This is a genomic window from Streptomyces sp. NPDC001709 (genome assembly GCF_053596375.1).
In genome coordinates, this window is sequence record NZ_JBSFGB010000052.1 from 46,369 (window position 1) to 53,804 (window position 7,436).

The window sequence follows — 7,436 nt, forward strand, 5'->3', positions numbered from 1 at the left end:
TTCGGGGTCATCGCGGGTGGCTTCGGGGATCTCCCGTTGCCCTGAACCACCAGAGGGAGCTCGCATGAGATCGATTCCGGCTCGCGCCGGAACCGCAGGCATGGGGTGGGCGCGGCCGGCCGCGTGCGTCCTCGTCGCGGTGACGGCCCTGACGGGAGCGTCGACCGGATCGGCGGCGGGGGCGCCGGCCCCGGCCGGCACCAACGTCGTGCTGGACAGCCCGACGACCGCGAGTGCCTATCCGTACCAGACCTTGGTCGACCCACTGACCGTCAGCGTGCTGAACAAGGGGACGACAACGGTCGACTCCTACACGCTCACCCTCGACATCACGTCGCTCAAAGGCATCGCCGACGTGACATCGTGCCCGGAGAAGACGGACCACATCCTGGTCTGTCAGAACAAGTGGCCGCTCAGGCCTCGCGGGTCCGACCCGATCCAGATCGGCCTGCGGCGCGCGAAGGGCGCGCTGGTCGGGGCCTCGGGCGAGATCCGCATGACCGTCGAGTCGCACGGGGTCCAGCTCGCCTCGCGGACGATCAAGGTGACGGTCCCCGACGTGGGCCTGGTGCCCGACCGGCTGGAGCGCACCCCTGGCACCGAGAAGGTGAAGCCGGGGACCTCCATGAAGGTGACGAGCGGCTTCACGAACTACGGGGCCACACCGCGGGACAACACCGTCGTCCTCATGAACTACGAGGGTCTGACGCCCGGCGAGGAGTTCAGCAACTGCGAGTACGGCACCTACGGCGATGACACACACGGCGGTGGCCTGGCCCGCTGCGAGGTCAAAGGCCAAGTCGACGTCAACGGTTCGTATGACCTGGACCTCGGTTCCGTGACCGTCGACACCGCCGTGCTCAGCGGTGGCCTCAGCGTGTCGTACGGACACGACTACCAGTGGGGAAACGACCGGCCCCACCACCGCGGCACCGGCGGTGAACTGAAGCTGACGCCCCGCCCGGCCTCCGCACCCCCGGCAAAGCCGCAGGACACCGAGGCCATCATCACGTTCGGCGTCGACAGCACCGCGGACATCCAGGCCGTGGGGACCACCGTGCAGCAGAGGCAGTCCGGGGACCGGGTGAAGGCCACAGTCGGTGTGCGAAACAACGGTCCCGCCGGGATGGGGGCGTGGACCGGCAGCGAGCCGGGCGAGGACCCGCCGTACGAAACCCGTGTCTACCTCCCCGCCGGAACAGAGGCGATCGCCACTCCCAAGAACTGCTCCAAATTCACGTCCAAGAACGGCGCCGTCGACTACCTCTGCTGGCAGGACACCCAGGACTTCTGGATCGACCCCGGCCAGTACACGACCTGGACCTTCGACCTGCGCGTCGTCGATCCGGCCGCGCTGAAACCGGGCAGAATCAAGGTGAGTTCCCTGAGCACCGACCCCGACGCCCACAACAACACCGCGGCAATCGTCGTCCGCGCCCTGGGCCACGACTCGGGCACCGGCGGCACGGGCAAGGGCTCTGGGTCTGGCTCTGGCTCTACGGCAGGTTCCAGCGGCACATCCGACGGCACCAGCACCACCAAAGATGCCGGCACCGGAACCGTCGCTGCGACGGGCGGCACCGGTCACGGGGCCATGGCCGACACCGGCGCGAGCCCCGTGGTGACGCTGGCAGCCGCGACGTCGGCACTGGCCGTGTTCCTCGGCGGGGCACTGTTCTTCGGCGTCCGCCGCCGCAGGCGGCATTGAGCTGCTCACCTGATGCTCGCAGAAGCGGCCTGACGGTCATCACTGCCGTGCCATCGCCGGTTCGCCTTCATCGGCGGCGATGCGGTCGGTGAGGACGAGGTTGTCGGTGGCGACATGGATGTCCCCGGAGGGGTTGGCTGCCTCCAACATGCAGGGGACTTCGGTGAGCACGTGGATCAGGATGTGCCGCACGTCAGGCAGCCGCCGGCTCACCTTTTCCGTCGTGGTGGGGGGATCATCCCTGCTCTTCTTCGCAGGAGCGTGGGACAAGTACCGCCTCACGTCGCGAGGACTTTGGATCGAGGCGGAAATAGTCCGCGTGGATGAGGACAAGGGCACCGACGGCGACCCTCGCTTCTACCCTGTGGTCGCCTTCACCCCTCCGGGCGGTGAGCAGGTCGAAGTCAAGTCCCTATCGGGCAAGCCCTATCCACCTGAGTTGGCCTCGGGTGCGGGCAGTAGGACAAGAGTTCGGTACGACCCGTCCAAGCCGACGAGGATCGAACTATGCGGATACGAGGGAGACAGCGTCCTCACAGAACTGCTGCTCGGCCTCGTGCTGGCCGCCTTCGGGGGGGGATCTTCGCCATCGGGATGCTCCTCTGACGCAGACACCTCACTCCTGCTTGCACGGTAAGTTGATCTGGCGCAGCACGATCAGAGAACAGCGGCGAGTAGGACCTTGTACGGTCGCTGCCACACTCCAGCCTCGTTCCAGTCCCGCAGACGGCGCCAGCAGGTCATGCCCGAGCCGAAACCCAGCCCCTGTGGCAGGTACTCCCCTTGGATGCCCGTGGTCAGAACGTAGAGGATCCCGCACAGCACGTCCCGGTCCGCCAGCAGCGGCTCCAGACGGTCCCACAGTTCATCCGACACGATCCACGGCGACGTCACCACACCGGCCTGAGCACTCAACTACCGCCCGGCCAACATTGAGATTCGCGCGGGCGAATTTCACCCACCCTTTCAGCTCGCTTTTGTATCGATTTGACACCCCATCCATTGTTTCGCCGAGAAACGACAAGCATGAGCATATTGCGAAAAGCAGCAAAGGCTGCAAATCGCCCTTAGCGACGGGGCTCATTCGGCGTTGTCCGCACTGTTAGGCTCTCCTCATGGGACCTTTGAAGCCAGAGGTAAACGAGCTCATCATTGCGGTGATCTGTTTCGCAGTAGTCTTCTTTACTTTCGCGAAATTCTTGGTACCGCGAATCACCAAGACGCTTGAGGCCCGGCGGGACGCTATCGAGGGCACCCTCGCGTGTTCCGAAGCCGTCCGTGTGGAGGCACGGCGGATTCACGCCGAATACCAGGCCGAACTCTCCGAGGCACGCCACGAGGCTGCCCGTATCCGACAGGCCGCAGCCGACAAGGGAAGCCTCCTCATTCAGGAGATCCGGGCCGAGGGGCAGCGGCAGCGCGATGAACTCGTGACATCGGCCAGGGCGCAGCTGGAAGCCGATCGGATCGTCGCCGAGGCGGCACTCCGGGAGGATGTGCTCAGGCTGGCCATCGATCTGGCCGGACGCATCCTCGGCGAGCCGATCACGGACGAGCACACCGCACGGGAAATCGCTGATGCGTTCTTCGCCGAGGTGGACACCGACTCCTCGGCGAACGCTTAAACAAGGCAAAGCCAAGGTTCGGTGTTTTATGATCGCAGTTTCCCAAGGGCTCAGGCACCATCGTCACGGGCCGGCCGCTGCGGCTTGCTCTGGCCGACGGAGCCGGCGGCGTGGTTGAGGCCGGCGGGGATGCAGCGAGACACACACACGCGCGCCTGATCGGTCGGCTGTCCCGCCATCGTGGCTGACGGTGGCATGCAGTCGAAGGCGACCTTCTCCGGGCTCCCCGGTCGTCGTAGAAGACCTGGCGGCCGCTCACCGTGCGCTGGGTCAGCGGGTGTTCCGGCTTGACGTCCGCCGGAGGCTTCATCCGGATGATCCTGCGGCCGCGGCAGACCGCTGTGCCCTCCCAGCATTCGATGGGCTGCAGACGGTCCGGGTCGCGAGGTCGGTGCCCGCCTCGTCGACGCCCGTGCGCAGGATCAATAGGTGCTCGATTCTCTCTCGTAGGTGCTCGTAGCTGCAGTCAGGCCGTCGAGGACGTGGCGGGTGTCGGGGTGCTGGCCGGTTCCTGCGCGGTAGAGGGCATGGATGCTGCGGTGCACCGGCGTTTTCAGCGGATGGATACTGACGTCCGGCGCGGGGATCGGCAGTGCGAGCCGGGGAATGAGGGTGACTCCCGCCCGGCGAGCTGCCAGGGCGGCCAGGACTGTGAAGTCGCTTGCGACGGCCACCGGACGAGGGACGAAACCGGCAGCTCCACAGGCACGTTGGGCCATCTCGTGGCAGGCGGTGTCAGGCCCGGGCAGCAGCCAGGGAGTGTCGGCGAAGCGGGCGAGGTCTGCGGCTGCTCCGGGATCCAGGCCGTGGTTGGCGGCGTCAGCCGGGTGAAGGACGAGGTAGACGGGTTCGTGACCGAGGCTGCGCTGCTCACAGCCAGCCGGGAGTGGGCGTGGCAGAAGGCTGTAGGAGTGCGTGACCGCGATGTCGATGTGGTGTTGGCGTAGCGCGAGTTCGGCGTTGTCCGGTTCGCATTCGATAACGTGCAGTGACGGGGTCCGAGGGTCCTGGGGCGCATGTGGCTCGGGCCACAGCTGCGGGATCAGGGTGCGAGCCGCCGAGGCGAAGGCGGCGATGCGTACCGTGCCGCGCTCGCCGCGCTGCAGGGCCGCAAGTTCGGACTCGGCCGCCGCGAGATTGCCCAGTACCACGTGGGCGTGATCGACCAGGCACTGCCCGGCGCTGGTCAGGCGCAGAGTCCGGCCGTGCTTCTGCAGCAGAGTCAGCCCGGTCTCCTTCTCCAGCGCCGCCAGTTGCTGGGATACCGCGGGTCCGGTGAGATGCAGGGCCTGCGCGGTAGCCGTCACCGTGCCCTGTGCTGCGAACTCGGCGAGCACCCGCAGCCTGCGGACCTCCAACAAGAAGCTCACCTACCGAATGGCGGAAGAAAAGATAACTGGACCTAATTGATACTAGGTTGCAGAGTCGGTGAGGTGAAGTCCTACAAGACCTTGCTCGCTCTGGCCGCAACCGTGATGCAGTGGGCCTCTGCGTTCCCCGCCATCCGCGTGGCGCTGGCCGGCCTGGGCCCGGCCGATCTGTCCTTCCTCCGCCTCGCCGTCGCTTCTGCCGTACTTGCGGTGGTGGCGCCGCTGATGAAGGTGCGCCGGCCCGCCCGCGAGGATCTGCCACACATCGTTCTCGTCGCCGCGGCAGGGATGAGTGCTTATCAGTTGCTATTGAACTGGGGCGAACTCCATGTGCCCGCAGGCACCGCGAGCCTGATCGTTGCCGTGGTCCCCGCTATCAGCGCCCTGCTCGCTGCCGCGTTTCTGGGAGAGCGCCTCACCTTCGGCCAGGCCATCGGCTCCTGTACCGCCCTCGCGGGGACGGGGCTCATCGCGGTGGCGGGTGGCGATACCCGGTACACGACTGCCGCCTGGACGGTCCTTGCCGCTGCCGTCGCCCAGGCCGTCTACCACCTGGCCATCAAGCCTCTGCTGCGTCGCTACACCGGGCTCGAAGTGGCCGCCTATGCGATGTGGGCCGGGACCGCGCTGCTCCTCCCGTTGGCCCCGGCAGCGCTGCACGCAGCTCTCGAGGCTCCGGCCGATATCTGCATGGCCATGCTCTACCTGGGTGCTCTGCCGTCCGCCGCTGGGTTCGTCGTCTGGGGCTACGCCGTTGCACGACTCACGGTCACCGCAGCCACGGCGGCCCTCTATCTGGTACCCGCTGTCACACTTGCCGTGTCGTACTTCTGGCTGGGTGAACGCCCCCGAGCCTTCGAACTCCTCGGCGGGCTCATCACCATCGGCGGTGTGGTGCTGCTCGGCCGCCGCCCCCGCCCGTCCCGCCGCAGCCCGCAGTCACGTGCTGTCCCGGCCGGCCGAGGAGCACGCGACGACGTCTCGTGGAATCGGATGGACACGGCTCGACAGGACGACTGGTGATCGCCGGCGTGATCGGGGCCGCCATCGTGAGTGACGTTGCGGAGATCCGTGCAGTGATCCGTGAATGTGCGACGTACGGGTTCGGGGTTGTCCGGGCAACTGGCGTGCGGAACGGCGTGGCTGAGGGGCAGGAGGTGCGTGTGTGAACGGCCGCAGCGCATCGATGAGCATTGTCATGGCGGCCGCGCCGCTCTACGTGTCCACCCTCGCTGCTTCGGCGGCCTCCCTCGTCGACACGGCACTCCTGGGCCGGCATGGCAGCGTTTCCCTCGCCGCATTCGCCGTGACGGTGGCGGTCTTCAGTCCGGCCACTGCCACAGTGGCGGGAGCGCTACGCGGGGTGATGCCGTTCATTGCGCCGCACCGCAGTTCTGCTGAAAAGCTGATACCGCTGGTGCGCAGCGGTATGTGGCTGGCGTTCCTTGTGGGCGCGGTGTGTGCGGCGGCGGTGGCGGCGGTGCCGCTGGCCGGCGGTATGTTCGGCATTCGGGCTGCTGTACTCGCCGAGCTGGGTGCGTTCCCCTGGATGCTGGCGGTCAGTGTGCTGCTGGTCGCGGTCAGTTCGTCGGCGACGTCCGTGCTGGTTGCTCTTGGCCACTCCGCTCAGGTGATGCGGTCCGGCCTGGTGGGCACCGCGGTGTCCGTGACGCTGTCGGTGCTGCTCGTCGGAGGCCCGGGATCGCTGCCCAGCTACGGTCTGACCGGCGCCGGGCTCGCCATGCTCGCCTCCAGCCTGGTCGGCACCGGCCTCAACCAGTACGCGCTGCGCCGCCGTACGGTGCTGGCCGGCCGGAGGATCCGCCCCGGTCGGCCGGATCCGCGCCAGGTGCTGCGGCTGGCCCGGGTGGGACTCCCGCTCGGTGGGACCGTGCTGGTGAAGTTCTCGGTGCTCGGGGTGCTGACCTTCGCTGCCGCCCGGATCAGCGCCGACAGCGCCGCCGTGCACAGTGTCTCCGAATCGCTGGTGAACGTGATCTTCACCGCGGCGGTGGCGGTCGGTCAGGCCATGGTCCCGCTGATCGCCGAATACGCCGAGGCACGGGACGCCGTGCGCATCCGGAGCAGTGTGTGGGCGGGAAGCCGGGTGGCGCTGTACGCAGTCGCCGTGCTGGGGACCGCCCTGCTCGTGCTGCAACGTCCGGTGGTGGACCTGTTCACCAAGACCCCAGCTCTGGAGGAGCAGGTGGTCCGGTTGTTGCCGCTGGTCCTGGCGGTCGTGGTCACCGATGCCCTGCAGGCGGTGGCGGGCTTCGGCCTCGTGGGGCTCAAGCGCACCGGGCCGAGTCTCGTGTCGACTGCGGTGTGGTTCGGGATCCTGGCCGCGCTGTCCGTCCCGGTCTCCGACGCGGCCGGTCTGCCCGGCCTGTGGACCGCCCTGGCATGTGCGAACCTGCTCCAGGCTGGCACCAAACTGGTTTCTTTCCTTCGGCACAGTGCCCGCATCGGGGCGTCCGTCCCATCGAATGCGCCGGGCGCGAACGTCGCCGCTGTACGAGGACCGGGTCCAGAACGCTGAACGCCTCCGGGATGACTTCGGGGCACCCCAGCCCGGCGGATGAAAGTGCATGAAAGCCCATAGACGTAGCAGATGCAGGCATCAGCCCAGCTGCTGAGCCGACGTGCCAAACGCCATAGTCGGCTGTGTGGTGGTCGTCAGCTAGCAGCCTTGGCGATGATGCGCTCCATCTCCTCTCGGCCGAAGGCCCGCAG

The 7,436-nt window shown here is 67.4% G+C and carries 7 protein-coding genes and 1 pseudogene; 5 read left to right on the plus strand and 3 right to left on the minus strand.

From position 1 onward, the window contains the following. The first annotated feature begins 64 nt into the window (after window positions 1–64). Window positions 65–1,708: a hypothetical protein gene (locus ACWC0C_RS42715; protein ID WP_450870135.1), complete on the plus strand. Its 1,644-nt coding sequence runs from the start codon at window positions 65–67 to the stop codon at window positions 1,706–1,708. Between the two features lie 39 nt (window positions 1,709–1,747). Here ACWC0C_RS42715 and ACWC0C_RS42720 read toward each other — a convergent pair whose 3' ends face one another. Further along, a complete protein-coding gene (locus ACWC0C_RS42720; protein ID WP_450870136.1) occupies window positions 1,748–1,879 on the minus strand; it encodes a hypothetical protein in 132 nt (43 codons plus the stop codon). Window positions 1,880–1,889: 10 nt separating this feature from the next. Between ACWC0C_RS42720 and ACWC0C_RS42725 the strand changes: the two genes are divergently transcribed. Next, entirely contained in the window at window positions 1,890–2,345 is a 456-nt protein-coding gene (locus ACWC0C_RS42725; protein ID WP_450870146.1) for a DUF3592 domain-containing protein, read from the plus strand. A gap of 35 nt (window positions 2,346–2,380) precedes the next feature. Here ACWC0C_RS42725 and ACWC0C_RS42730 read toward each other — a convergent pair. Further along, window positions 2,381–2,602 (minus strand): annotated as a pseudogene (locus ACWC0C_RS42730) (transposase); the annotation flags it as partial. A gap of 221 nt (window positions 2,603–2,823) precedes the next feature. On the opposite strand from ACWC0C_RS42730, the gene ACWC0C_RS42735 reads away from it, so the two are divergent. Then, on the plus strand, window positions 2,824–3,333 hold the full coding sequence (locus ACWC0C_RS42735) for a F0F1 ATP synthase subunit B (protein ID WP_450870138.1): 510 nt from the start codon (window positions 2,824–2,826) through the stop codon (window positions 3,331–3,333). A 422-nt stretch (window positions 3,334–3,755) separates the two neighbouring features. Here the strand turns inward: ACWC0C_RS42735 and ACWC0C_RS42740 are convergent, their stop codons facing one another. Further along, on the minus strand, window positions 3,756–4,703 hold the full coding sequence (locus ACWC0C_RS42740) for a LysR family transcriptional regulator (protein WP_450870139.1): 948 nt from the start codon (window positions 4,701–4,703) through the stop codon (window positions 3,756–3,758). A gap of 63 nt (window positions 4,704–4,766) precedes the next feature. Between ACWC0C_RS42740 and ACWC0C_RS42745 the strand changes: the two genes are divergently transcribed. Continuing rightward, window positions 4,767–5,726, plus strand: coding sequence for a DMT family transporter (locus ACWC0C_RS42745; RefSeq protein ID WP_450870141.1), 960 nt, complete (start codon window positions 4,767–4,769; stop codon window positions 5,724–5,726). A 142-nt stretch (window positions 5,727–5,868) separates the two neighbouring features. Further along, window positions 5,869–7,242 carry an MATE family efflux transporter gene (locus ACWC0C_RS42750; RefSeq protein ID WP_450870143.1) on the plus strand — a complete coding sequence of 458 codons (1,374 nt, stop codon included), beginning with the start codon at window positions 5,869–5,871 and terminating at the stop codon, window positions 7,240–7,242. Window positions 7,243–7,436 lie beyond the last annotated feature (194 nt).

Excerpts from the sequence above, each read along its gene's own strand:
- ACWC0C_RS42715 (WP_450870135.1), top strand. The coding sequence starts at position 65 with ATGAGATCGATTCCGGCTCGCGCCGGAACCGCAGGCATGGGGTGGGCG.
- ACWC0C_RS42725 (WP_450870146.1), top strand. The coding sequence starts at position 1,890 with ATGTGCCGCACGTCAGGCAGCCGCCGGCTCACCTTTTCCGTCGTGGTG.
- ACWC0C_RS42735 (WP_450870138.1), top strand. The coding sequence starts at position 2,824 with ATGGGACCTTTGAAGCCAGAGGTAAACGAGCTCATCATTGCGGTGATC.